Genomic DNA, 24,741 nt, shown 5'->3' on the forward strand with positions numbered 1-24,741 from the left:
TGGACAGGCGTCGGGCCGATTCCCGGCATTGCCCAAGAATTTCGCAAGAAACCAGTTCCCCCAAGAGCCACAAAGAAGGTAGGACACCGTGAACCCGGTAATCAAAAAATTCCAGTTCGGTCAGTCGACCGTTACCCTCGAGACTGGCCGTATCGCCCGTCAGGCCTCCGGCGCAGTATTGGTCACCGTTGACGACGACGTCAGCGTATTGGTGACCGTAGTCGGTGCCAAGCAAGCCGATCCGGGCAAGGGCTTCTTCCCTCTGTCCGTTCACTACCAGGAAAAGACTTACGCTGCCGGTAAGATCCCTGGCGGTTTCTTCAAGCGTGAAGGCCGTCCTTCCGAGAAAGAAACCCTGACTTCCCGACTGATCGACCGTCCGATCCGTCCGCTGTTCCCGGAAGGTTTCATGAACGAAGTGCAGGTTGTCTGCACCGTCGTTTCCACCAGCAAGAAGACCGATCCGGACATCGCTGCGATGATCGGTACCTCGGCTGCCCTGGCGATCTCCGGCATTCCGTTCGACGGCCCGATCGGCGCCGCTCGCGTTGCTTTCCACGAAAGCACCGGCTACCTGCTGAACCCGACCTACGAGCAGCAGGCTGCCTCGAGCCTGGACATGGTCGTTGCCGGTACTTCGGACGCCGTACTGATGGTTGAATCGGAAGCCAAAGAGCTGACCGAAGACCAGATGCTGGGCGCAGTACTGTTTGCTCACGACGAGTTCCAGGTCGTAATCAACGCCGTTAAAGAACTGGCTGCCGAAGCTGCCAAGCCAACCTGGACCTGGGCACCTGCTCCAGAAGCCACCGAGCTGCTCGCCGCTATCCGTTCCGAGTTCGGCGAAGCGATCTCCCAGGCTTACACCATCACCATCAAGGCCGACCGTTACGCGCGTCTGGGCGAGCTGCGTGACCAGGTTGTGGCCAAGCTTTCCGGTGAGGAAGGCCAGCCTTCGGCTGCCGACGTCAAAGCCGCTTTCGGTGAAATCGAATACCGCACCGTTCGCGAAAACATCGTTAACGGCAAGCCACGTATCGACGGTCGCGACACCCGCACCGTACGTCCGCTGAACATCGAAGTCGGCGTTCTGCCGAAGACTCACGGTTCGGCACTGTTCACCCGTGGCGAAACCCAGGCTCTGGTTGTCGCGACGCTGGGCACCGCCCGTGACGCGCAACTGCTGGATACCCTGGAAGGCGAGAAAAAAGACCCGTTCATGCTGCACTACAACTTCCCTCCGTTCTCGGTGGGCGAGTGTGGTCGCATGGGTGGCGCCGGTCGTCGCGAAATCGGTCACGGCCGTCTGGCCCGTCGTTCGGTTTCGGCCATGCTGCCTGCCGCTGACGTGTTCCCGTACACCATCCGTGTGGTATCGGAAATCACCGAATCCAACGGTTCGAGCTCGATGGCTTCCGTTTGCGGCGCTTCCCTGGCCCTGATGGACGCTGGTGTTCCGATGAAGGCACCGGTTGCCGGTATCGCCATGGGTCTGGTTAAAGAAGGCGAGAAGTTCGCCGTCCTGACCGACATCCTGGGTGACGAAGACCACCTGGGCGACATGGACTTCAAAGTAGCCGGTACCGCCAAAGGTGTGACCGCGCTGCAGATGGACATCAAGATCAAGGGCATCACCGAAGAGATCATGGAAATCGCTCTGGGCCAAGCCCTGGAAGCGCGCCTGAACATCCTCGGCCAGATGAACCAGATCATCGGCCAGTCGCGTACCGAACTGTCGGCCAACGCTCCGACCATGATCGCGATGAAGATCGACACCGACAAGATCCGTGACGTTATCGGTAAGGGTGGCGCGACCATCCGTGCGATCTGCGAAGAGACCAAGGCTTCGATCGACATCGAAGACGACGGTTCGATCAAGATCTTCGGCGAAACCAAGGAAGCGGCTGAAGCAGCACGTCAGCGCGTTCTGGGTATCACCGCAGAGGCCGAGATCGGCAAGATCTACGTCGGCAAGGTTGAGCGCATCGTCGACTTCGGCGCATTCGTCAACATCCTGCCGGGCAAGGACGGTCTGGTTCACATCTCGATGCTGAGCGACGCTCGCGTGGAGAAAGTGACCGACATCCTGAAAGAAGGCCAGGAAGTGGAAGTGCTGGTACTGGACGTGGACAACCGCGGCCGTATCAAGCTGTCCATCAAAGACGTGGCCGCTGCGAAGGCTTCGGGCGTTTAATCACCCCGCAGCTCCAGCGCAATGAAAATGCCCCGCCGTGAAAACGGCGGGGTATTTTTTTGTCCGTGAAATATCGAGTCATTCGGCGAAGTTGCCGACCTGCAAGACCGGTGCTAGGTTTAGCCCACCGCCCGTGTAGCTCAGCCGGTAGAGCAGCGCACTCGTAACGCGAAGGTCGCAGGTTCGATTCCTGTCTCGGGCACCACCTCTCCCTTATCCTTTTGAACCGGCATTTATGTTTCACAGGTCAACTTTTTGTGGGAGAGATGTAAAGAGCCGTGTAATTCGTCATGCAAACGTCCTATATTCGGTGCCTGCATGAGCATCGCTTAGCAGTTTTCAGATGATCCCGAATGGTTCCGAAGGCCGGACAGTCCGCGTCAGAGAGATCCTTGATGATCCAGATCCATCCTCCATTCCTATGATCAGCGAGAACGCCATGACCGAATTAACTCAAGAGCAACGTCACGAAGAAGCGCTTAGAAAATACATCCTGGATGTTCCGGATCTGAAGGAAGAGATCAAGGACCTGAGTCCCGATGATCAGAAAGACCAGATTCAGTGGGCGTTCGAAGATGAAGCCGAAGCCCAGGGCCTGCAGCCGTGGGAATTGACCCTCAAGTACACCAGCACGCCTGAGGAGTTCGAGGCCAAGCGCCTGGAACTGCACAAGGAAGCGGCCGAAGTGTTGGGCGTCGAGTGGGAAGAGTACTGCGAGATGAACAATCTGGTGGTCTGAAACAAAAACGCCAGCCTCGAAAGGGCTGGCGTTTTTTATTGCGTGATCGACTCAGATGCTCAGGCGCATCGACAGATCCACGGCCTTCACGTCCTTGGTCATCGCGCCGATCGAGATGTAATCCACCCCGGTCTGTGCGATCGGCAGCAGCGTGCTTTCGTTGATGCCGCCACTGGCTTCCAGTTTTGCCTTGCCGCCGTTCAGGCGCACGGCTTCGCGCATGTCGTCGAGGCTCAGTTCATCGAGCATGATGATGTCGGCACCGGCGGCCAGCGCCTCCTTCAGCTCTTCCAGACTTTCCACTTCGATTTCCACCGGCTTGCCCGGGGCGATCTTGTGCGCAGCGGCAATGGCCTGCGGGATGCCGCCGCTGGCAGCGATGTGGTTTTCCTTGATCAGGAACGCGTCGTAGAGACCGATGCGATGGTTATGGCAACCGCCGCAGGTGACCGCGTATTTCTGCGCCAGACGCAGGCCCGGCAGGGTCTTGCGGGTGTCGAGCAGTTTTACCGAGGTCTCGGCGACGAAGTCCGCCAGGTACTGCGCGCGGGTCGCCACGCCCGACAGCAATTGCAGGAAGTTCAGGGCGCTGCGCTCGCCGGTCAGTAGCGAGCGGGCAGGGCCTTCCAGATGAAACAACGGCTGATTCGGCGAAACCCGTTCGCCATCGCGCACCTGCCAATGCACCGCCACCCGCGGATCGAGCTGGCGGAACACCGCATCGACCCAGGCCGTGCCACTGATGACGGCGGCGTCACGGGTGATGATGGTGGCTTTGGCCAGGCGTTCGGCCGGGATCAGTTGCGCGGTGATGTCGCCGCTGCCGATGTCTTCGAGCAACGCACGGCGCACGTTGGCTTCGATTTCGGCGGTCAAATCGGCGAGACGTAGATTCGGCATAACGGGCTCCACAAACTAAGTGGTCCGATTATAGGGGCATGGCGTCGGCCAACCCAAGGCGAGAACCGCCACGCAGCGCTGCATCCGGTCGATTTTCTTTGAGTAAACCCGTTTCTGTCGTGGTCACTTCAAGGTGTCGGCGCATAGGGGAAACCCTGACGGCTCTGGCGCCGGGGACATCTTTTGCAAGATAATCCGCCTTGCATTTGACGCCATAGCTTTGACGTCGGCAAATCACCGTTTCAGGAGGCTTGGATGCACAACGACGGGAATGTAGTGCCTCTGCACAAGGCCACTACCGATCAGGCGACTCACTCGCCGCTCGCCCGCCTGCCTGTGATTCTGCTTCAGGTTCGCGACAAGGCTGCCCAGCGCCTGCGCAACGGTTTGCAGGAGCTGTTCGATAACGCCGACGACACCCTGTTCGAAATGGCCGACCGGGCGCGTAACGACGTCGAGCAGAACATCTTTTTCGAAGCCATGCGCGACCTGCGCCTCAAGCGCAAGAACATCGAACGCGGTTTTCTCGAGCAATTCTTCGAAGCCTTTGTCGGCCTCACTCAATTCGATCCCGTTCCCACCGTCCTGTCTCATGCCTTGCAATATGGGGACACCTCGGCGCGCACTGATGACATGGAGCGCAGCGTCGCGGTCGAAACCATGGTCGGCCGCGTACTCAATCGCGACGGCTTCGCCCTCGACCAACTGACTGCGCGATTCAATGCGCTGTTGGGCAAGACTCTGGGCGATCAATACAACCCGCTGGGCCCGGCGATGCTTTGCGAGTACTTCCTGCAGGCCGGGCGCAATCTGGGGGTGGAGATCAAGGTCAAACTGATCCTGCTCAAACTGTTCGAGCGCTATGTGCTGGCCGATACCGATCAACTCTACGCCGAAGCCAACCAACTGCTGATCGCCACGGGCGTGTTGCCCGAACTCAAGCCGGCACCGGCCCGTCGTGCCATCGATCAGGCCGTGGCCAGCGTGCAGAATGAATTCAGGGGCGTCGACAAACCTCAGACGGATGCGGGCGTGCAGGAGGTCTTCGCCGCGTTGCAGGAGTTGCTGCTGCATGTGCGCGGTACCGTTGCGCCGACCCTGGAACCCAGCGCTCCCGCCCAACCAATTTCCACCCGCGACCTGCTGCGCCTGCTCTCGCACCTGCAGCAATACGTGCCGGCGCTGGCGGTGCAGGACGACTTCGATCTGCGTCATCAACTTGAACAACTGCTGACCCGGGTCAGCGTGCGCAGCGGCAAGTCGCGAATTGTCGGCGGGGCTGACGAGGACGTGATCAATCTGGTGGCCATGGTCTTCGACTGCATCCTCGATGATCGCAACCTGCCGGATTCCCTCAAGGCGCTGATTGCCCGGTTGCAGATCCCGATGTTGAAGGTCGCGGTGATCGACAAAAGCTTCTTCAGCCGCAGCAGCCACCCGGCGCGCCGCCTGCTCAACGAAATCGCCGAGGCGGCGATGGGCTGGGGCGAGTGCGACGGTAATGCGCGCGACAGCCTGTACCTGCGCATCGAGCAAGTGGTGCAGCGCCTGCTGACGGATTTCGTCGATGACCCGGCGATTTTTTCCGAGTTGCTGGCGGACTTCCTCGCCTTCACCAGTGACGAGCGCCGTCGCAGCGAATTGCTTGAACAGCGTTTGCGCGATGCCGAAGAGGGCCGGGCGAAAACCGAACTGGCTCGTCAGCGGGTCGAGCAGGCGCTCAATCAGGCTTTGCTGGGCAAGGTCCTGCCACCGTCGGTGGTGACGTTCGTGCAAGACGCCTGGAGCAAGGTGTTGCTGCTGACCTGCCTCAAGCACGGCGATCAGTCCGCCGAATGGCAGGCCGACGTGCAGACCATGGAGCAATTGATCTGGAGCGTGCAGCGCCACGACGACGCCGAAGCCGGTCTGCGTCTGCTGGCGCTGGTGCCGGGGTTGCTCAAGTCATTGCGCGACGGCCTGAGCACTTCGGCCTTCGATCCGTTTGCCACCAGCGGTTTTTTCAGTGAGCTGGAAGCGCTGCATGTGCGGCTGCTCGAACCGTTCGGCGCACCGGATCAGTCCGTGCTGCCGGAAATGATCGAAGTGTCGCAGACGATTGTCCTGCAGATGGCCGACGACGGTCTCAAGCCACGCACGCCAGCGCGCTTGCCAGCCGACGATGTCGGTCTGCGCCAGGTCGAACAGTTGCGTCTGGGCAGTTGGGTGGCGTTCGAGGAGGACGAAGAACACACTCTGCGCTGCAAGCTGGCGGCGATCATCGAGGCTACCGGCAAGTACGTGTTCGTCGACCGCACCGGCATGAAAGTGCTGGAGCGCGACCGCACGGAACTGGCCCTGGCGTTTTGTCGCGGCGCGGTGCGGGCGCTGGACGACACCTTGCTGTTCGACCGGGCGCTGGAGTCGGTGCTCGGCAATCTGCGGCGGCTCAATCGCGGCAAGTGATCGCGCGCCGGGGGCCGATCACGGCATACTGGTCGCCAACACAGTCGGCGTTGAAGGAATCGGTATGCAGTTGGATCCCGCAAGCGGGTGGTGTCACGGGGTGCAGGTCTGCCCTTCGCCCAACTTCAATGAGCGCCCGGCGGGCGAAGTCTCCCTGTTGGTCATCCACAACATCAGCCTGCCACCGGCGCAGTTCGCCACCGGCAAGGTCCAGGAATTTTTCCAGAATCGTCTGGATGTCACGGAACATCCCTACTTTGCGGGGATCGCCGACCTGCGCGTGTCGGCGCATTTTCTGATCGAACGTGACGGCAAGGTCACCCAGTTTGTCTCCTGTCTTGAGCGCGCCTGGCATGCCGGCGTTTCGGTGTTCGAGGGACGGGAAACCTGTAACGATTTTTCCGTAGGCATCGAGCTGGAAGGCACCGATGATCTGCCGTTCACCGATGCGCAGTACCAGGCGTTGACCGTGCTGACCCGGCAGATACAGGCGGCGTTCCCGGCAATCACCGTCGAGCGCATCTGCGGGCACAGTGACATCGCCCCCGGACGCAAGACCGACCCCGGACCCGCATTCGACTGGGCACGCTACCGCGCCGCCCTGGCACAAGAGGAAGGACAATGAGTTTTCTGGTGTTACTGCTGGCGGTATGGATCGAGAAGTTCTCGGCTCTGCGCCAACGGGTGCAACGCGATGGCGGATGGATCCGCGAACTGCACAAGCTTGAAACCGGTGGGCTGGCCAAACAGCCGTGGCTGGTGCTGATTGTTCTGGTGCTGCTGCCGGTGGCATTGCTGGGCTTGTTGCTGCTGGTGCTGGAGCCGGTGGCCTATGGTCTGCTGGCATTGCCGGTGCATTTGCTGGTGGTGATTTACAGCCTGGGGCGGGGTGACCTGCTCGGCGAGCTCGGGCCGTTTCGCGACGCCTGGCGCCGCGAGGACCTGCAGGCCGCCGCCCATGTGGCCAAGCGTGATCTGAACATCTGCGCCGAAAGCGGCGAACAATTGCTGGAGCAAGTGCAGCGGCATCTGTTGTGGCAGGCTTACCAGAGCTTTTTTGCGGTGATTTTCTGGTACTTCCTGCTCGGTCCGGTCGCGGCACTGAGTTACCGCTTGCTGGCGCTGGCGGAGGAAAACGCCCAGAACCCGGCAGTGGCCGAACGGGCAGGGCAACTGCGTCATGCCTTCGACTGGGTGCCGGTGCGCCTGCTGGCGGCGAGCCTCGCCCTGGTCGGCAATTTCGTCGCGGTCAGTCGGGTGATGCTGCACGAGCTGCTGAACTGGAACATCAGCGCCGCGCAACTGATCAACAGGGTCGGGCTCGCGGCCGGGGAAATCCCGCCGGCCGCTGTCGGCCCCGAAGGCATCAACACCCTCGACTGCCTGTGGGAGTTGCTGCTGCGGGCGGCAGTGCTGTGGTATGCCGGATTTGCCCTGTGGACAGTGCTGGCGTAGGCCGTTCGAGTAATGAGGGGGGCAATCCCCCTCGTTAACCTTAAGTTACAAAACCTCCCTTCGATTTGAGCTATACAGAGATAGCGCCCGATAGTGGCTATCTGCTGTCGCCCCGCGCCTGCCAATAAAAACAAGAAAAAACCAAGGGAGACTTCCAGTGAAGAGCTTGCTCTATCCCGCCGTCTCGCTGATGAACCGCTTGAGCTTCGGCATGAAGTTCAGCCTGATCAGCGTGCTGTTCCTGGTGCCGATGCTGGTGACCAATTTCTATCTGGTGCGCGATTCCTACCGCGAATTCCAGGGCACCCGGGTGGAGCTGCAGAGCCTCGACCTGCTGGGCAGCAGCCTGACCCTGCGCCGGGATCTGGAAACCCTCAACAATCTGGTGCAGATCAATGTCACCCTCGGCCAGTCCGGAAAGGCCGGCAATGTCGAGGCGCAGATCACCAGTCTTGAGCAAAACGTTCTGGCGCGCCTGCAAGGGCTGACGCCCATGACCGAGGATCCGGAGCAGATCAAATTCTTCGAGGCCAAGCGCGATGAAATGATCGCCGCTTTCAAGGCCCAGCAGGCGGAAAACTCTCTGCAAAGCAAAAGTGCGCTGATTGGCAAATTGCTCGGCAATGCACAGATTTTCAGCCAGATCGTGGCCAGTCAGGCCGGATTGAGTCGCGACAACCAGAGCGACATACGCCAGCTCAGCGAGCTGATCACCGCGATCACGCCGGCCGTCACCCAGGCCTTGGGCGAAGGTCGGGCGATGGGCTCGTATTCATTGGGCCAGGGCTTTCTCAACAGTTCGTCGAGCACCCGTTTCGACGAGTTGCTGGTGCAGATCGAAAAGCTTCAGGCCGAATATGGCCTGAAATTGCAGGATGCGCTGGGTTCGAGCAAAGCCGCCCGTGACTCCCTGAGCGCCCCGGCCGATGCCAGCAAGGCGTCGCTGAAACAGGCCGGCACCCTGATCGAAGAACAAGTGGTGATGGCCGAAACCCTCGACGCCCCATGGCAGGGTTTTTACGACCAGCTCACCGGGCTGATGGACCAGACCTATCAGCTCAACGACGCCACCCTGAAATTCCTCGACACCCAATTGCAACAGCGCCTGGGGCAAAACCGTACGCACATGGTGCTGCAAGCCGCGGCGTTGTCGCTGGTGTTCGTGCTGATTTTCTATCTCTACGGTGGCTTCTATGCCTCGACCCGCGCCACCCTGAAAAACCTCGGCGCCATGATGGATAAAGTCGCGGCGGGCGACATGACGGTGAATTTCCACGCCAACAGCCGCGATGAACTCGGCGAGTTGGGCGAAGTGTTCAACGGTACGGTGAGGAAAATCCATGACCTGATCGAACGGGTCGGCCACACCGTTGGCGAGGTCGAGCGGCAGGCGGGGCAGGTGGAAAACGTCTCGGCGCAAAGCAATCAGGCGGTCGCCGGGCAACGCACACAGATCGAACAAGTGGCGACGGCGATGAACCAGATGTCGGCAACGTCGCTGGAGGTGGCACGCAGTGCGGCGGCAGCGGTCAGCAGCGCCCACAGCGTGAACGATGAAACCATCAATGGGCGCGGATTGGTGGAATCGCAGCAGGGCAGCATCGCGGCACTGGCGAGCGAAATCGATCAATCGGTGCTGGTGATCAACCAGTTGGCCAGCGACAGTCAGTCGATCAGTCGCGTTCTGGAAGTGATCAAGAGCATCGCCGAACAGACCAATCTGCTGGCGCTCAACGCCGCGATCGAGGCTGCGCGGGCCGGTGAGCAGGGGCGCGGTTTTGCCGTGGTCGCCGACGAAGTCCGCACGCTGGCCAAGCGCACTCAGCAATCGACCGAAGAAATCGAGCAGATGATCGCCAAGCTCCATGGCGGCGTCGGCGCGGCAGTGAAGGCCATGGGCGTCAGCCATCAGATGGCCAACGGCACGGTGGGGCAGTCGGAGAAAGTCCAGCAGGCGCTGGAAAACATCCTCGGCGCTGTCGGCATGATCGTCGACCAGAACCAGCAGATCGCCGCCGCCGTCGAGCAGCAGACCGCCGTGGCCCACGATATCGACCAGAACATCGTCGAGATCAACCGAGCCGGCGAGCGCACCGCAGAAGGTGCACACCAGACCGAAGACGCCAGCCGTGCGTTGTCAGCGCAGGTGGTTGAGTTGAAGCAATTGATCAGCGCCTTCCGGGTTTGAAGCGACCTGCTTCCTGTGAGGCAGGTTTTTTCGGAATGGCTTGTAGTACTTTTTTGCCTGCATCTGTAAGCCCAATCCTGTTTTCCTCCAGGCGCTGGTTTTTCGGCTTCAATGAACCAAGATCAACTCATTGACCACTTGGAGGAGATCGCACATGTTCGTCGCAACCCTGGGCGTTCAGGGCCGCTGCGCCCACTGCCAGACCACGCTGGTGCTCAAGCCCTGGCAACTGAATGCCATTTCGATCCACGAAGCGTTCACCTGTGCGAATTGCCAGAAAAGCCTGGAATTGCGTTGCCCCAAGCAGATCAAACGTTTCCGTTCGCTCGATTCACTTGGCCTGCTGCGCGCCAGTGCGCTGGTGACGGTGTGCACCGCACTGCTGGTGGCCCTGGTGATGGAATGGGTGGGTCTGCTCAGCGTCACCGAGCAGTTGAACGGATCGCTGGTCGCGATTTTCGTGTACTTCGCGGTGATTCGTTATACCCGGCAGCGTCAGCACCTGACGCTGATTCTCGACGCGGCCAAGGCCCACGCCGACTGACTACCAGCCGAACACCTCGCAGCTGTTGGCGGTACTGGCGGCAGCGAGTTGTTGCGCACTGATGTTCATCAAAGTGGCCAGTGAGTCGCAGATCGCCGGCAGATGCGCCGGCGTATTGCGCACGCCGGGGTACATGGCGGGCGCCATGTCCGGTGAGTCGGTTTCCAGCACCACCGAATCCAGCGGCAAGTCGGCCAGCACCCGGTGCATGCGCAACGCCTGCGGCCAGGTCGGTGCACCCCCGAGGCCAAGTTTGAAACCGAGCTTGATGTATTCCCGCGCCTCTTCACGGCTGCCAGCAAAGGCGTGGATGATGCCGGCGCGTTTGAGCTTGAAGCGCTTGAGCGTGGCGATCACCGCTGCATGGCAGCGCCGTACGTGGATCAGCGCCGGTAATTCGAAATCCGCCGCCAGTTGCAGCTGCGCTTCGAACAGCGCCTGCTGGCGTTCGCGGTCGAGGGTTTCGATGAAGTAATCCAGGCCGATTTCACCGACCGCGCACAGCTGCCGATGACCCTTTAGCCGTGTCAGCCAGTCGCCCAGTGCCAGCAAGTCTTGCGGCCGATGCTGTTCGAGATAGACCGGGTGCAAACCGAAGGCCGCGTACAGATCGGCATCGCTTTGCACCAGATCCCACACCCGTTGCCAGTTACCCTCGTAGACCCCGAGTACCACCATTCGCCGCACCCCGAGGGCGCGGCTTTCGCTCAGCAGCGCCGCGCGGTCGGCGTCGAAGTCGGGGAAGTCCAGATGGGTGTGGCTGTCGATCAGCTCCACGGCTCAGTCCCGGTGAATACGCTGCTTGAAGGTACGGGCAATGGCTTGCACGCCAGGCTGGTAGTCCGATTGCTCGACGGCTGCGAGTGCCAGTTCCAGCGCCTTATCGGCGATCAACTGGTGCTGCTGGGCCATGGCGTTGACCGGCAGAGGCAGGAAGTCGAGCAACTGGGTGTCACCGAATGTGCCGAGACGCAGTGGGCGCGATTTGAGCGGGAAGTCATGCAGCGCGTCGAACACGCCCTGCAGCAGCACGTAGGACGTGGTCACCAGCGCATCCGGCAAATGCCCGAGACGTTGCAGGAGTTCTTCCATCAATTGCTTGCCGCACTCGCGGCTGAAGGATTCGGCGTGCTCGATCAGCACTTCGCCCTTGAACCCGGCCAGGGCTTGCTTGAACCCGGCCGCACGTTCCTGGCTGATACTCAGTTCCGGGCGGGCGCCCAGCAGCACGATCTGCTTCGGCTGCGGGTCGAGCAGGCTTTCGGTCAGGTGCAGGCTGGCTTCGCGGTCGTCGCTGACCACCGAGCAGAAATGTTCGGCATCCATCACCCGGTCGATGGCGATGATCGGCAAGCCCTTGGCCTGTAACTGACGATAACTGTCGTCACCGGCCGGCAGGCAACTGGCGACGATCAACGCATCGCAGCGTCGAGCGCGGAACAGTTGCAGCAGTTGTCGCTCGCTGTCCGGCGCATCGTCGGAGCTGGCGATCAGCAGCTGATAGCCCCGCGCCCGGGCGCCTTGCTCCAGCAGTTTGGCGATCCGCGCGTAACTGGGGTTTTCCAGATCCGGCAGGATAAAGCCCAGGGTTCGGGTATGCCGACTGCGCAAACCGGCCGCCTGTGGATTGGGGGTAAAGCCGTGCAGATCGACCACCGCCCGCACCCGCTCGACGGTGGCGTTGCTGATGCGTTGCTGTTCGGCCTTGCCGTTGATGACGTAGCTGGCGGTGGTCACGGACACTCCGGCCAACCGCGCGATATCACTGAGTTTCAACCCGGGATTTCCTTGTTTTTTCGAGCTTGCCGCGACATTTTCGCCAATCCTACCCGATTCAGGCAGGCGACCATTGTCTCAGCGCATCCGACAAGTTGGACTTCAAGGATGGGACATTATCGAGTAACGTGCCGATCAATCTAGATTAAACGTTTCAGCAAGCGTATTTTCTACGTTTTAGACGCCTTTGGCCGGTTCTGCCGTGAAACCGCCAAAACTGCCTCCTGAAAAGGATGGCCTACAGCGCCTAAGCTGCAACCATTCAAAACAATACCTGGCGTCAAACGACGCCAAAAAGGAGATCGCATGCTCGAGCTCACTGTAGAGCAGATATCCATGGGCCAGTCGGCTGTGGATAAACCCGCCGCTTTGCAATTGCTGGCCAGTCATCTGGTCGCCGATGGACTTGTCGCCGACGGCTACCTCGCCGGCCTGCAGGCCCGGGAGGCTCAGGGCTCGACCTTCCTCGGCCAAGGTATTGCGATTCCCCACGGCACCCCTGAAACCCGTGATCAGGTGTTCGCCACCGGCGTGCGCCTGATGCAGTTCCCTGACGGCGTGGACTGGGGCGATGGCCAGATCGTTTATCTGGCCATCGGCATCGCCGCCAAATCCGACGAACACCTGCGCCTGCTGCAACTGCTGACCCGCGCCCTCGGCGAGACCGATCTGGGCCAGGCCCTGCGCCGCGCCAGTTCGCCGGAAGCACTGCTGAAACTGCTGCAAGGTGCGCCGCAAGAGCTGGCGCTGGATGCGCAGATGATCGGCCTCGGGGTCTCCGCCGACGATTTCGAAGAACTGGTCTGGCGTGGTGCGCGTCTGCTGCGCCAGGCCGATTGCGTGAGCAACGGTTTCGCCGGCGTGCTGCAGCAAGTCGAAGCGCTGCCGCTGGGCGATGGCCTGTGGTGGCTGCACAGCGAACAGACCGTGAAGCGTCCGGGCCTGGCCTTCGTCACCCCGGACAAACCGATGCGTTACCTCGGCCAGCCGCTCAGCGGTCTGTTCTGTCTGGCCAGCCTCGGTGAAGCGCATCAGGCGTTGCTCGAGCGTTTGTGCGCGTTGCTGATCGAAGGTCGCGGCCATGAACTGGGCCGCGCCACCAGCAGCCGTAAAGTCCTCGAAGTGCTTGGCGGTGAGTTGCCGGCCGACTGGCCGAGCGCACGTATCGCACTGGCCAACGCCCATGGTCTGCATGCGCGGCCGGCGAAGATCCTCGCGCAACTGGCGAAAAGTTTTGACGGCGAGATTCGTGTGCGCATCGTCGACAGTCAGGACAGCGCCGTATCGGTGAAAAGCCTGAGCAAACTGCTGAGCCTCGGCGCCCGTCGTGGCCAGGTGCTGGAAATCATCGCCGAGCCGAGCATTGCCGCCGATGCCTTGCCGGCTTTGCTCGCCGCCATCGAAGAAGGCCTCGGCGAAGAAGTCGAACCGTTGCCCGCAGTCAGTCAACAGCGCGAAGTGATTACGGACATTGCAGAAGTCCTGACCGCCCCGGCCTCCGGCAGTCTGCTGCAAGCGATCCCTGCCGCCCCTGGAATCGCTATCGGCCCGGCGCACATTCAGGTCCAGCAAGCCATCGATTACCCGTTGCGCGGCGAGTCTGCCGCCATCGAGCGCGAACGTCTCAAGCAAGCGCTGGCCGACGTGCGTCAGGACATTCAGGGCCTGATTGAGCGCAGCAAGGCCAAGGCGATCCGCGAGATTTTCATCACCCACCAGGAAATGCTCGACGACCCGGAACTCACCGACGAAGTCGACACCCGCCTCAAGCAGGGCGAAAGCGCCGAAGCGGCGTGGATGGCCGTGATCGAGGCCGCCGCAAAACAACAGGAATCGTTGCAGGACGCGTTGCTCGCCGAACGCGCCGCCGACCTGCGCGACATCGGTCGCCGGGTGCTGGCGCAACTGTGTGGTGTGCAGACGCCCGCCGAGCCCGAGCAACCGTACATTCTGGTGATGGATGAGGTCGGCCCGTCCGACGTTGCGCGGCTGGATCCGGCGCGGGTCGCGGGGATTCTTACCGCCCGTGGCGGCGCCACCGCTCACAGCGCCATCGTGGCTCGCGCGCTGGGGATTCCGGCGCTGGTCGGCGCGGGCGCTGCGGTGTTGCTGCTGAAACCGGGCACGCCGTTGCTGCTCGATGGTCAGCGCGGTCGCCTGCATGTGGACGCGGATGCCGCGACCCTGCAGCGCGCCAGCGAAGAGCGCGACACCCGCGAACAACGCTTGAAAGCCGCCGCCGAACAACGCCATCAACCGGCGCACACCACCGACGGCCACGTCGTGGAAGTGTTCGCCAACATCGGCGAAAGCGCCGGTGTAATCAGTGCGGTGGAGCAGGGCGCCGAAGGCATCGGCCTGCTGCGTACCGAACTGATTTTCATGGCTCATCCACAGGCACCGGACGAGGCGACGCAGGAAGCCGAATACCGCCGCGTCCTCGACGGCCTCGCCGGCCGGCCGCTGGTGGTGCGCACCCTCGATGTCGGCGGCGACAAGCCGCTGCCGTACTGGCCGATCGCCAAGGAAGAAAACCCGTTCCTCGGCGTGCGCGGGATTCGCCTGACCTTGCAGCGTCCGCAGATCATGGAAGCGCAGTTGCGCGCCTTGCTGCGTTCTGCAGACAACCGTCCATTGCGGATCATGTTCCCGATGGTCGGCAGCGTCGAAGAGTGGCGTCAGGCCCGCGACATGACCGAACGCCTGCGCCTGGAAATCCCGGTCGCCGACCTGCAACTGGGGATCATGATCGAAGTGCCGTCCGCCGCACTGCTGGCGCCGGTCCTGGCCAAGGAAGTGGACTTCTTCAGCGTCGGCACCAACGACCTGACTCAGTACACGCTGGCGATCGACCGGGGTCATCCGACCCTGTCCGCCCAGGCTGACGGCCTGCACCCGGCGGTGCTGCAACTGATCGACATCACCGTGCGCGCGGCCCATGCCCATGGCAAATGGGTCGGTGTGTGCGGCGAACTGGCGGCGGATCCGCTGGCGGTGCCGGTGCTGGTTGGCCTTGGCGTGGATGAACTGAGCGTCTCCGGGCGCAGCATCGCCGAGGTCAAGGCACGCATCCGCGAACTCAGCCTGACCCAGACGCAAACCCTTGCTCAACAAGCCCTGGCCGTGGGCAGCGCCAACGAAGTGCGCGCATTAGTGGAGGCCCTGTAATGGCCAAGATTCTCACCCTGACCCTCAACCCGGCGCTGGACCTCACGGTGCAGTTGCCACGTCTGGAGGCCGGTCAGGTCAATCGCAGCGACGAGATGCAGACCCACGCTGCCGGCAAGGGCGTCAACGTCGCGCAGGTGCTGGCCGACCTCGGTCATCAACTGACGGTCAGCGGCTTTCTCGGCGAAGACAATCTGCAAGCGTTCGAAACCCTGTTCGCCAAGCGCGGTTTCACCGATGCGTTTATCCGGGTGCCCGGCGAGACCCGCAGCAACATCAAGGTCGCGGAACAGGATGGACGCATCACCGACATCAACGGCCCGGGGCCGATGGTCGGCGTGGTGGCGCAACAGGCGTTGCTGGATCGACTGGTGCAGATCGCGCCGGGGCATGACGCGGTGGTGGTCGCCGGCAGTTTGCCGCGTGGCGTCACTGCACAGTGGTTGCGCGAACTGGTCGAGCGCTTGAAAACGTTGGGCCTGAAAGTCGCCCTGGACACCAGCGGCGATGCCTTGCGCGCGGCGCTCAAGGCCGGTCCGTGGCTGATCAAGCCGAACACCGAAGAACTGGCCGATGCGCTGGGTTGTGAAGTGGTGTCCCACGCGTCTCAGGTCGAAGCGGCCAATCGGCTGCACGCCCAGGGCATCGAGCATGTGGTGATTTCCCATGGCGCAGAGGGTGTGAACTGGTACAGCGTCGGCTCGGCGCTGCATGCGACGCCGCCGAAGGTCAGCGTGGCAAGCACGGTCGGTGCCGGCGATTCGCTGCTGGCCGGCATGCTCCACGGTCTGCTCAGCGCCGACACGCCGGAACAGACCCTGCGCACGGCCACCGCGATTGCGGCGCAGGCGGTGACCCAGATCGGATTCGGTATTCACGATGCTGCGCAACTGACGCAGCTCGAACAGGGTGTGCGCGTGCGCCCCCTGACAGAACAATAAGAGGGTTTGTCATGAAGTTAGCCATTGTCACGGCCTGCCCGAACGGCATGGTCACCAGTGTGCTGTGCGCCCGGCTGCTGGATGCCGCGGCCCAGCGTCAGGGCTGGAGCACCAGCGTCGAAGTGGTGGATGCCGCGCACCCGGAACGCGAGTTGTCGGCGGCCACCATCGAGGCCGCCGAGTGGGTGTTGCTGGTGGCCACGGGACCATTGGACATGACCCGGTTCATCGGCAAGAAAGTCTTTCGGATTGCGCCGGCGCAAGCCCTGCAGGATGTTGAAGACGTGCTGCGGCGTGGCGCCGTCGAGGCGCAGGTTTACGTCGCTGACGAAACGCCGCCCGTGGTTGCCAGTGCCCAAGCGCCGCGTCTGGTTGCCGTCACCGCCTGCCCGACCGGCGTCGCCCACACGTTCATGGCTGCCGAAGCCTTGCAGCAAGCCGCCAAGCGTCTGGGCTACGACCTGCAAGTCGAAACCCAGGGCTCGGTCGGCGCGCGAAATCCGCTGAGCGCGGCAGCGATTGCCGAGGCTGACGTGGTGCTGCTGGCGGCTGACATTGAAGTCGCCACCGAGCGTTTCGCCGGCAAGAAAATCTACCGCTGCGGCACCGGGATTGCGTTGAAGCAATCCGAAGCCACGCTGAAAAAAGCCCTGGCCGAAGGTGTCGTGGAAAGCGCTGCCGGCGACGGCAAGGCCCCGGCCAAGCAGGAAAAAAGCGGCGTCTACAAACACCTGCTGACCGGTGTGTCGTTCATGCTGCCGATGGTGGTGGCGGGCGGGCTGATGATCGCCTTGTCGTTCGTGTTCGGCATCACCGCGTTCAAGGAAGAGGGCACGCTGGCGGCGGCGCTGATGCAGATCGGTGGCGAGACCGCGTTCAAATTGATGGTGCCGCTGCTGGCCGGTTACATCGCCTGGTCGATTGCCGACCGTCCCGGACTCGCGCCGGGGATGATCGGCGGTTTGCTGGCGAGCACCCTGGGCGCCGGTTTCATCGGCGGGATCGTTGCCGGGTTTATCGCAGGCTATGCGGCCAAGGCGATCAGTCGCTATGTGGCGCTGCCGCAAAGTCTCGAAGCGCTGAAACCGATTCTGATCATCCCGTTGTTCGCCAGTCTGTTCACCGGGCTGGTGATGATTTACGTGGTCGGCAAACCGGTGGCCGGGATGCTTGCGGCGCTGACGCATTTTCTCGACAGCATGGGCACCACCAACGCGATCCTGCTGGGTGTGCTGCTGGGCGGCATGATGTGCGTCGACCTCGGCGGGCCGATCAACAAGGCTGCCTATGCGTTCTCGGTGGGGCTGCTGGCCTCGCAGAGTTATGCACCGATGGCCGCGACCATGGCCGCCGGCATGGTGCCGCCGATCGGTCTGGGCATCGCCACGTTCATCGCCCGGCGCAAGTTCGCCCAGACCGAACGCGAGGCCGGTAAAGCGGCGCTGGTGCTCGGGTTGTGCTTCATCTCCGAAGGGGCGATTCCGTTTGCCGCGAAAGACCCGTTGCGGGTGATCCCGGCGAGCATCGCCGGCGGTGCACTGACCGGTGCGCTGTCGATGTACTTCGGCTGCAAACTGATGGCGCCCCACGGTGGCCTGTTCGTGCTGGCGATTCCGAATGCGATCAACCATGCGCTGTTGTACCTGCTGGCGATTGTCGCGGGCAGTCTGCTGACGGCGGTGGTGTATGCGCTGGTCAAGCGGCCGGAAGCCGTGGAACTGGCGCTGGAGCCCGCGAAGGCGTGAGATGTCACACCCTTTTCATCTAGCAGTGCTTAAGTTTTCCTTTTTTCAGGGAGAACACCATGAGCGATTTCAATCCCGGTCGCCGGCGCGTGATGCAAGCCGTCGGCGCCGGACTGCTGATGCCGGGGCTGGCGCCGGCCGTGATCGCGTCGGTCAAGGATCGACCGCAACTCACTGACGGCGTGCAATCCGGCGACCTGCAGGGCGACCGGGCGATGATCTGGAGCCGTGCCGACCGCCCGGCACAGATGGTGGTGGAGTGGGACACCCGCAGCCAGTTCCGCCATCCGCGCCGCGTGGTTTCGGCGCTGGCCGATGCCCGCAGCGATTTCACCGCCCGCGTCGAACTCACCGGGTTGCCCGCCGATCAGGCGATTTTCTACCGCGTGTATTTCAAGGACGCCCGCACCGGCGTTGCCAGCGAGCCGTGGCTCGGCCACTTGCGCAGTGCACCGACGGCGCGGCGCAATATCCGCTTCGTCTGGAGCGGCGACACCGTCGGCCAGGGCTTCGGCATCAACCCCGATATCGGCGGCATGCGCATTTATGAAGCGATGCGCATGCGCCTGCCGGACTTCTTTATCCACAGCGGCGACACCATCTACGCCGACGGCCCGGTGCCGGCGCAGCTGACCACCGAGGGTGGCCGGATCTGGCGCAACCTCACCACGGAAGCCAAGAGCAGGGTCGCCCAGACCCTCGACGATTATCGCGGCAATTACCGCTACAACCTGATGGACGAAAACGTCCGTCGCTTCAACGCCGAAGTGCCGCAGATCTGGCAGTGGGACGACCATGAAGTGGTCAACAACTGGTCGCCGGGCAAGCAGCTCGACGAGCGTTATCAGGAAAAAAATATCCACACCCTGGTCGGCCGTGCGCGTCAGGCCTGGCTCGAATATGCGCCGATGCGTTTGCAGGCCGCCGATGGCGGCGGGCGGATTTATCGCAAGCTCAGTTATGGGCCGATGCTCGATGTGTTTGTGCTCGACATGCGCAGTTATCGCGGGGCCAACGACGACAATCTCGGGGCGGAAAAACCGTTCCTCGGACGCGAGCAACTGAACTGGCTCAAGCGTGGATTGAAGGCCTCGAAAGCCCAGTGGAAAGTGATTGCCGCCGACATGCCGATCGGTCTCGGCGTGCCCGACGGCGAAGTCAGTCCTGGTGTTGCGCGCTGGGAAGCGGTGGCCAACGGCGACCCTGGTCCGGCTAAGGGGCGCGAACTGGAAGTGGCCGAATTGCTCGGGTTCCTGCGGGCACATCAGGTGCGCAATTTCGTGTTCCTGACGGCGGACGTGCATTACTGCGCGGCGCATCATTACCACCCGGAGCGCGCGGCGTTCCAGGATTTCGAACCGTTCTGGGAGTTTGTCGCAGGACCGTTGAACGCCGGCAGTTTCGGCCCCAATCCGCTGGACAAGACCTTTGGACCGCAAGTGGTGTTCGAGAAGGCGCCGGCGGTACAGAACGCCTCGCCATTTGCCGGGTTTCAGTTTTTCGGCGAGGTGAACATCGAGGGGCAGAGCGGGGAGATGAGCGTGGTGTTGCGGGATCTGGAGGGGGTGGCGGTGTTTGAGCAGAAGCTGCAGCCAGTCTGAATCCAGTGCTGAACCTGTGGGAGCACGGTTGCTCCCACAGTTACCCAAGGCGAATCAGTAAACGTCGCGACGATAACGACCCTGTTCGATCAGGCGGTCGACTTCGGCGGCGCCCAGCACTTCATTGAGCACCTGATCCACCCCCGAAGCCATCCCCTGAAGGCTGCCGCAGATGTAGATCACTGCACCGTCCGCCAGCCATTTCTTCAACTCACCAGCCGATTCGCGCAGACGATCCTGCACGTAAATCTTCTCGGCCTGATCACGCGAGAACGCCAGATCCAGGCGTTCCAGATCACCGTTGATCAACCACTCTTCCAGCTCTGCGCGGCAGAGGAAGTCGTGCTCGCGATTGCGTTCGCCAAACAACAGCCAGTGGCGCTGTTGGTTGTCGGCGATCCGTGCCTTGAGCAAGCTGCGCAGCCCGGCAAGGCCGGTGCCGTTGCCCAGCAGAATCATTGGCACCGAAGCGCTCGGCAGATGGAAACCGCTGTTGCGGCGGACCCGCAGGCTGATGCTGCCGCCGATCTGCGCATGCTCGGTCAGCCAGCCGGAGCCGATGCCGAGGCTGCCATCGGCATGCTGTTCCTGACGCACGATCAGCTCCAGTACGCCGTCGGCGGCAATCGAGGCGATCGAGTATTCGCGCATTGCCAACGGCACCATCGCATCGACCAGCGCCTGGGCGTGCAGGCCCACCAGATGGGCGCGGTGCTCGGGCAACTGGCGGCTGGCGAGGGCCACTTCCAGCGACTCTTGCAGGCCGTTGACCTTGACGCTGGTTTCGCCACGGATGCCGAGGCCATCGAGGAAATGCTCGATGGCCCACGGGCAATTGCGCGGCAGCACTTCCACCAGATCGCCGGCCAGCCAGCTGCGGGAGGTCGGTGCGGTCAGACCCAGCAGATAGACCGGTGCGCCGGCGCTGTCCGGGTTCATCAGCTCGCGGCGCACCAGTGTCCAGTTCTCGTAGCTCGGTGCCTGCCAGGTGTCGACCGGTGCTTGCCCGGTGAGCAGGCCGAGCTGGGTCTGCCAGTGACGCAGGGCGTAAGGGTCGCCGCTGTCGACTTCGACCGGGGCGAACAGGGTCTTGCCGCCGTGTTCGCCGAGCCATTGATGCAAGCGTCGGGCAAAACCGCAGAAGTGTTGATACTGCCGATCGCCGAGGCCGAGTACGGCGTAGTTGAGGCTGTCGAGGGTCGAGGCGTTGTTCAATACCTTGCGTTCGAAACCGCGCGCGCTGTCCGGCGCTTCGCCGTCGCCGAAGGTACTGACCACGAACAGCGCGTTGTTCGATTCGCGCAGATCCTGCTCGCTGACATTCGCCAGCGGCTGCACCTTCACCGGCAATCCGGCGGCCTGCAATTGCCCGGCGGTCTGCCACGCCAGTTGCTCGGCAAAACCGCTCTGGCTGGCGAAACCGATCAGCCACGCCGGTGTATCGCCGGCCGGTTGGTCGAGGCCTTTGCGGGCATCCTTGATCTGTTTTTTCTTGCGCCGGCGATCCAGGTACAACAGCCAGCCGGTGATGAAGAACAGCGGCATCAAGACGGCCGCGACGGTGACGATGATCCGCCCGACCAGACCGAAATAGCTGCCGACGTGCAGCGCGTAAATGCTGGTCAGCAATTGCGCCTTGAAGCTTTTGTCGGCGTAGCGGTCGACGCGCTTGACCACGCCGGTGGCCGGGTCGAGGGTGATCTGGTTCAGCGCGCGGTCATGGGGCGAGCTGTCGAGCAGGTAGAACACGGTCGCCGGTTGACCGGCCACTGGCGGCATGCGGATGTTGTAGGCGGCGAGGCCGGGACCTGCGGAACTGTAGATGCTGAGCCACATGGCGGCGTAATCGGCAGTCGGCGCCGGACCTTCAGGGGCCGGGCCACGACCGCCGCGCACGCGCTCGTTTTGCGGTGCATCGGAAAGCAGTCGGGTCAGGCCCTTGTTGTACCACTCGTAGGACCAGGACAGTCCGGTCAGTGCCAGCAGCAGATACACCAACATGCACCAGGTGCCGAACACCGAGTGCAGATCCCAGTTGAAGCTGCGGCCCTTTTTCTTCCAGTCGAGAGTCAGCCAGACGCGCCAGCTGTGCCACTGGCGCGGCCAGCGCAGGTACAGGCCGGACAGGCAGAAGAACAGCAGCATCAGGGTGCAGGCGCCGGTGATGTTGCGGCCGGTATCGCCCATGGCGAGGAACCGGTGCAGTTGCAGCATCAGGCCAAAGAAGTCCTGGCCGGTAGCGTCGCCCTTGAACTCGGCGGTGTAGGGATCGAAGTAGCGCATCTCGCCCCGGCGTTCGCCTTTGGGCGGGGTGAACCAGACGCGTCCGGCGCTGCCGCTTTCGGTTTCGACCGAGAGCATCGAGACTTTCTTGCCCGAGGCCGCTTCGATGTGCGCCACCAGATCGGCGGGCGGCAGCACGCCGGCGACCTGCTTCTCGACCTGTAACACCGAAGGGTTGAGGGCTTTGAGAATTTCGTCCTGAAACGAATAGGCAGCGCCGGTGATGCCCATCAGGGCCAGCACCAGCCCGGCAGTGATGCCAAAAAACCAGTGCAACTGGAACAGGGTTTTCTTCAACACGTTGCTTGCCTTGTCCGTTCGGAGGTTGTGTTCACGGCGTGCATTATGCCGTGGCTTATCGAGAAACGTTCTTTATTACGCACAAAAGCCCCGCTCAAATGAATGAACGGGGCTCGGTACTTCCCTCTTCGATCAGAAGTGGAAGTTGGTGCTCAGCAATGCCGTACGGCCCGCCGCCTGGTTGGCGAAGTGGGTCGAGAAGGCCTTGTCGTAGTAGGTCTCGTTGGTCAGGTTCTGCACGTTCAATTGCAGGTCGACGTTCTTGCTCAGCTTGTACGCCGCCATCGCGTCGTAGCGAACGTAGGAATCGACCATGGTGGTGTTGGCCACGTTGCCGAACACGTCATCCACGTAGAACGCACCGCCACCGATGGTCAGCTTCGGCGTGACTTGGTAAGTGGTCCACAGGCTGGCGCTGTTTTTCGGCGTGTTGGGCAGCTCGTTACCGTTGTTGGCCTTGTTGGCCGGCAGGTCACCACCGTCTACCTGTTCGCTGTCCATGTAGGCGTAGCCGGCGAACACTTGCCACTTGTCGGTGATCTTGCCGCTGGCGGACAACTCGATACCTTGTACACGGGTCTTGCCGGCGTTTTCGTACGAGGTGGTATCGACCTGGACACGCGCGTTTTCTTTCTCGGTGCGGAAGATGTCGGCGGTCAGCGACAGGCGATCGTTCAGCAAATCCCACTTGGTACCGATTTCGTAGTTCTTGGTGGTTTCCGGCTCCATGTCGCTCTTGAGCAGGTTGCCATTGCGATCCGGCGTGCCGCCCAGCGGGTTGCCTTCCTGACCTTCACCCAGGGTGTTGCCCGGCGGAGTGGCGGAGGTGGCGTAGGACGCGTAGATGCTGCCGTTCTCTGCCGGTTTGTAGACGATGCCGAACTGACCGGTGACGAACTCGCTGGTGTCAGCACCCTTGGAGGTGGTGCGGCCAGCGTTGTTGTAAGTCTTGTAGCCGGTTTCGAAGTGGTCGTAACGCAGGCCCATGTTCACCAGCCATTGCTCGGACAGCTCCAGGGTGTCGAACGCATACAGCGCGTAGGTATCGGACTGGGTGTCGGTGCCGGCGTAGTTGCGCGAGATCGCGCCGTTCCACGGATCGTTCGGGTTCGGGTTCGACAGCGAGGTGCAGTTGTAGCCGCTGGCAGCGCCGATCAGAGCCGGATTGCAGTTGGTGGTCACGGCCGAGGTGCGCGGCGTGGTGTCGGTGTTGACGTTGTACGAGGATTTGCTGCTTTCCTCACGGGTGTACTCGACACCGGTGGAGAAGCTGTTCTTGAAGCCGGCAACGTAGAAGTTGCCGAACAGGTCGGTCTGGTTGGTGGTGGTCTCGGTGTTGCTCACACGAGTGTTCGCACGACGCCAGACGCTGCCGTTGTTGACGTTGCCCTTGCTGTCGTCCGGCTGGGTCAGGATGTAATCCTGCATGCTGGTGCCGTGACGCAGGGTGTTCTTGATCGTCAGCGAGTCGCTCAGGTCATGCTCGATGGCGAAGGTCGCGGTGTCGGTGCGGCCCTTGCGGAAGTCGCGGTCCAGACCGTAGAAATTGCTGTGATCGCCGCCGGCGTACGGCTTGTCCGGGTTGGACTTGGTGCGCGCCGCCGAGCCGCCGGCCGGAATGGTGTAAGGGATGCCCGAATCCGGCGTGTCGTTGCTTTCGAGATGGTAATAATCGAGGTTGACGCGGGTGTCGGTACCCAGGCCGAAGGCCAGGGATGGCGCGATGCCCCAGCGGTCGTAGTCGACCTTGTCGCGACCGGCGACGTTGCTCTCGTGGCTCATCAGGTTCAGACGGCCGGCAGCGGTGTCGCTGAACTGGTAGTTGCCATCCATCGTGTAGCGCTGGGTCTGGTCGGAGCCCCAGGTGAAGCCACCGTCGAACGAGTTGCCCAAGTGCGCTTTCTTGCTCACCAGGTTGATGCTGCCGCCGGCTGCGCCACGACCGCCGATGGCGGAGTTCGGGCCCTTGCTGACTTCGATGTTTTCCACGGCGAAGATTTCGCGGCTCTGGGAGCCGGTATCGCGCACGCCGTCGAGGTAGGTGTCGCCCTGGGCGTCGAAACCACGGATGAACGGACGGTCGCCCTGCGGGTTGCCGCCTTCACCGGCACCGAAAGTGATGCCCGGCACGGTGCGCAGTGCGTCCTGCATGTTCAGGGCGCCGGTGTCTTTCAGCACTTGTTGCGGGATAACGGTGACCGAGCGCGGCGTGTCGACCAGCGGCGCGGTGTACTTGGGCGAGGAGGCTTTCTCGACCTGGTAGGAGGTCGAGTCCTGGGCTTCGCCGGTGATGGCGGTGGCGTCCAGGGCGATGGCATTGCCGGTGGCTTTGCTGTCGGTTTTTTCGGCGGCGAACACCATGTGGCCTGCGGAGCCGGCGGTGATCGCCACGCCGATGGCGGAAGCGAGCAGACGTGGTGAACTGACCGGTACTTGTGCTGGTTGACGTGCCATTTTTATTC

The 24,741-nt window shown here is 62.3% G+C and carries 16 protein-coding genes, 1 tRNA gene and 1 pseudogene; 13 read left to right on the forward strand and 5 right to left on the reverse strand.

Features of this window, described 5'->3' with window-relative positions:
• Positions 1–88 precede the first annotated feature (88 nt).
• From pnp to CAG25_RS10085, 3 genes are all read left to right on the forward strand, one after another.
• Entirely contained in the window at positions 89–2,194 is a 2,106-nt protein-coding gene (pnp, locus tag CAG25_RS10075) for a polyribonucleotide nucleotidyltransferase (protein ID WP_011332410.1), read from the forward strand.
• Between the two features lie 129 nt (positions 2,195–2,323).
• Positions 2,324–2,399 (forward strand) — tRNA-Thr (locus tag CAG25_RS10080).
• Between the two features lie 234 nt (positions 2,400–2,633).
• On the forward strand, positions 2,634–2,933 hold the full coding sequence (locus CAG25_RS10085; protein WP_039769697.1) for a DUF6388 family protein: 300 nt from the start codon (positions 2,634–2,636) through the stop codon (positions 2,931–2,933).
• Positions 2,934–2,984: 51 nt separating this feature from the next.
• Here the strand turns inward: CAG25_RS10085 and nadC are convergent, their stop codons facing one another.
• A complete protein-coding gene (gene nadC, locus CAG25_RS10090; RefSeq protein WP_007953729.1) occupies positions 2,985–3,833 on the reverse strand; it encodes a carboxylating nicotinate-nucleotide diphosphorylase in 849 nt (282 codons plus the stop codon).
• Positions 3,834–4,088: 255 nt separating this feature from the next.
• On the opposite strand from nadC, the gene CAG25_RS10095 reads away from it, so the two are divergent.
• The 6 genes and pseudogenes from CAG25_RS10095 to CAG25_RS10115 all read left to right on the forward strand — a co-directional run bounded on the left by CAG25_RS10095 (position 4,089) and on the right by CAG25_RS10115 (position 10,465).
• On the forward strand, positions 4,089–6,278 hold the full coding sequence (locus CAG25_RS10095) for a DUF1631 domain-containing protein (RefSeq protein WP_085611299.1): 2,190 nt from the start codon (positions 4,089–4,091) through the stop codon (positions 6,276–6,278).
• Between the two features lie 64 nt (positions 6,279–6,342).
• On the forward strand, positions 6,343–6,903 hold the full coding sequence (gene ampD, locus CAG25_RS10100) for a 1,6-anhydro-N-acetylmuramyl-L-alanine amidase AmpD (RefSeq protein WP_011332414.1): 561 nt from the start codon (positions 6,343–6,345) through the stop codon (positions 6,901–6,903).
• A complete protein-coding gene (gene ampE, locus CAG25_RS10105) occupies positions 6,900–7,733 on the forward strand; it encodes a regulatory signaling modulator protein AmpE (RefSeq protein WP_039769185.1) in 834 nt (277 codons plus the stop codon). Before ampD ends, ampE begins: the two co-directional genes overlap by 4 nt.
• 1,126 nt (positions 7,734–8,859) lie before the next feature.
• Positions 8,860–9,063, forward strand: a pseudogene (locus tag CAG25_RS29105) (HAMP domain-containing protein); the annotation flags it as partial.
• Between the two features lie 153 nt (positions 9,064–9,216).
• Positions 9,217–9,921 carry a methyl-accepting chemotaxis protein gene (locus tag CAG25_RS29110; RefSeq protein WP_371857714.1) on the forward strand — a complete coding sequence of 235 codons (705 nt, stop codon included), beginning with the start codon at positions 9,217–9,219 and terminating at the stop codon, positions 9,919–9,921.
• 154 nt (positions 9,922–10,075) lie between these two features.
• Positions 10,076–10,465 carry a hypothetical protein gene (locus CAG25_RS10115; RefSeq protein WP_085611301.1) on the forward strand — a complete coding sequence of 130 codons (390 nt, stop codon included), beginning with the start codon at positions 10,076–10,078 and terminating at the stop codon, positions 10,463–10,465.
• On the opposite strand, the gene CAG25_RS10120 is transcribed toward CAG25_RS10115, so the two are convergent.
• Together CAG25_RS10120 and cra are read right to left on the reverse strand one after the other, a co-directional pair.
• The gene (locus CAG25_RS10120) at positions 10,466–11,242 is read right to left on the reverse strand and encodes a TatD family hydrolase (protein ID WP_085611302.1); all 777 of its coding nucleotides are present in this window, start codon (positions 11,240–11,242) and stop codon (positions 10,466–10,468) included.
• A 3-nt stretch (positions 11,243–11,245) separates the two neighbouring features.
• Positions 11,246–12,241, reverse strand: coding sequence for a catabolite repressor/activator (gene cra, locus CAG25_RS10125; RefSeq protein ID WP_085611303.1), 996 nt, complete (start codon positions 12,239–12,241; stop codon positions 11,246–11,248).
• Positions 12,242–12,547: 306 nt separating this feature from the next.
• On the opposite strand from cra, the gene ptsP reads away from it, so the two are divergent.
• Genes ptsP through CAG25_RS10145 form a run of 4 tightly spaced genes read left to right on the forward strand, consistent with a single transcriptional unit; the run spans position 12,548 to position 19,696 of the window.
• Positions 12,548–15,409 (forward strand): phosphoenolpyruvate--protein phosphotransferase, encoded by a 2,862-nt coding sequence (ptsP, locus tag CAG25_RS10130; protein WP_085611304.1) that lies wholly within the window; start codon positions 12,548–12,550, stop codon positions 15,407–15,409.
• A complete protein-coding gene (pfkB, locus tag CAG25_RS10135; RefSeq protein WP_085611305.1) occupies positions 15,409–16,350 on the forward strand; it encodes a 1-phosphofructokinase in 942 nt (313 codons plus the stop codon). The genes ptsP and pfkB overlap by 1 nt, the downstream gene beginning before the upstream one ends.
• An 11-nt stretch (positions 16,351–16,361) precedes the next feature.
• Positions 16,362–18,095, forward strand: a complete 1,734-nt coding sequence (locus CAG25_RS10140) for a PTS fructose-like transporter subunit IIB (protein WP_085611306.1) — start codon at positions 16,362–16,364, stop codon at positions 18,093–18,095.
• A gap of 59 nt (positions 18,096–18,154) precedes the next feature.
• Complete coding sequence (locus CAG25_RS10145) at positions 18,155–19,696, forward strand: alkaline phosphatase (protein WP_085611307.1); 1,542 nt, start codon at positions 18,155–18,157, stop codon at positions 19,694–19,696.
• A 54-nt stretch (positions 19,697–19,750) separates the two neighbouring features.
• On the opposite strand, the gene CAG25_RS10150 is transcribed toward CAG25_RS10145, so the two are convergent.
• Together CAG25_RS10150 and CAG25_RS10155 are read right to left on the reverse strand one after the other, a co-directional pair.
• Positions 19,751–22,279: a sulfite reductase flavoprotein subunit alpha gene (locus CAG25_RS10150; RefSeq protein WP_085611308.1), complete on the reverse strand. Its 2,529-nt coding sequence runs from the start codon at positions 22,277–22,279 to the stop codon at positions 19,751–19,753.
• A 132-nt stretch (positions 22,280–22,411) separates the two neighbouring features.
• The gene (locus tag CAG25_RS10155; protein WP_085611309.1) at positions 22,412–24,733 is read right to left on the reverse strand and encodes a TonB-dependent siderophore receptor; all 2,322 of its coding nucleotides are present in this window, start codon (positions 24,731–24,733) and stop codon (positions 22,412–22,414) included.
• Positions 24,734–24,741 lie beyond the last annotated feature (8 nt).

Source organism: Pseudomonas sp. B16(2017) (assembly GCF_002113205.1).
In the GTDB taxonomy this organism is placed as follows: Bacteria; Pseudomonadota; Gammaproteobacteria; order Pseudomonadales; family Pseudomonadaceae; genus Aquipseudomonas; species Aquipseudomonas pharyngis.